This window comes from Vibrio sp. 704 (assembly GCF_033339295.1).
In genome coordinates, this window is record NZ_JAWOUH010001058.1 from 1 (window position 1) to 508 (window position 508).

At 39.4% G+C, this 508-nt stretch carries 1 protein-coding gene; it reads left to right on the plus strand.

Annotated elements, in window-relative coordinates; translation table 11 throughout:
- On the plus strand, window positions 1-508 hold a 508-nt coding region (locus tag R7R24_RS30635), incomplete at both ends, for a transcriptional regulator (protein ID WP_318120707.1).

Sequence of the window (508 nt, forward strand, 5' to 3'; positions counted from 1 at the left end):
ATAATTCTGCAACGTATTTACTTGCTGCTTTACGAGAAAAAATAAAAGAAAAAGGCATTGGATATTCTGAGCTTTCTATTGGACTTGGAATCCCGCTTTCTACTATAAAAAGGCAGCTTCACAATACGTCTCTTGGTTTAGATAAAATCTTGTTGTACGCCACGCACCTTGATACGGATTTGGTTGAGTTATCCATGCGAGGTAAGCAGCTGCAGCAAGAGAGTGAACAGTTTATCACCGACACCAACAGTGAGATTTTCCATCAATATCCTCACTTATTTGATTTTCTTTATCTTTTGCGTCGACCTGAGTGGTCTTTAGAAGAGATCGCACGGAGATACCAGCTGAGTGATACCTCCATTGCGCTCTATTTACGTGCACTAGAAATGATGGATTACATTGAACTGAAAGGGGATAAACACTATCAATTTAAAGATACAGGCCGCTTTATTTTTGAAGAAGGTTCAAATTTAGACACGCTATTTGCACAGCGCTTTCGTGAAGAAGT